Annotated in this window: 1 protein-coding gene; it reads right to left on the reverse strand. The window is 37.6% G+C overall.

All coding sequences use genetic code 11. The features are described from left to right. A partial coding sequence (locus GYB81_RS23790) for a hypothetical protein (protein WP_233787674.1) occupies positions 1-549 on the reverse strand: 549 nt, incomplete at its 3' end. Between the last annotated feature and the right edge of the window lie 126 nt (positions 550-675).

Here is a 675-nt window from a genome sequence, read left to right on the forward strand (position 1 = left end):
GCTAGGATCTAGTTTTGTGATAGGTTCCTTTTTGAAGAAAGAATCAATTTTTTGAGCAGACACTTTATTATTTTGAAAGCAAATTACTGCCGCTTCTTGCTGAAGATAATGAGCCAAGCGCTGTGTAGGCATACTACCCTTTAAACAAACAAATTTAGGCAAAGGTAAATCACTGCCCAGACTGATCGTTGCACCACAAGCTCGAATTACAGAATTAAAAGAAGTTTCATTACTAATAACTGCTTGCTTTGAATATTCGATAAGTCTTTTACAACCAGCCAAAATACCAATACATGAGATGCCACCTACTCGCCGATCTTGTTTAATAGTCTGAGTTTTTAGAGGGGTAACTTTGATAAGTTCGAAAGGATGAGATATGTCATTTACAGTAAGTTGCTCCCCTTCTTTTAAAAGGGAGTCTAATTCAGTAGTAGATTGAACTGTGAACTCAATGGATGCGGGAATAGGTACGAGATCAGTTCTTAAAGTTGCACTAATCAGCTCAGACGCTGGAATAATTTTACCCGCAGATACAATGGTGATTTGCATTAACGGTTCCCCAAGTTAAAATTAAAACTCATTGGGGCCATACAAAACGCAAGTTTAGGCAAAGCGTCTTTCTTTTCATTATAGTTCTGTTGAGCTTCTGATACAGATAGCCCATAACTTTCGACT

This window comes from Pseudomonas yangonensis (genome assembly GCF_009932725.1).
Taxonomy (GTDB): domain Bacteria; phylum Pseudomonadota; class Gammaproteobacteria; order Pseudomonadales; family Pseudomonadaceae; genus Aquipseudomonas; species Aquipseudomonas yangonensis.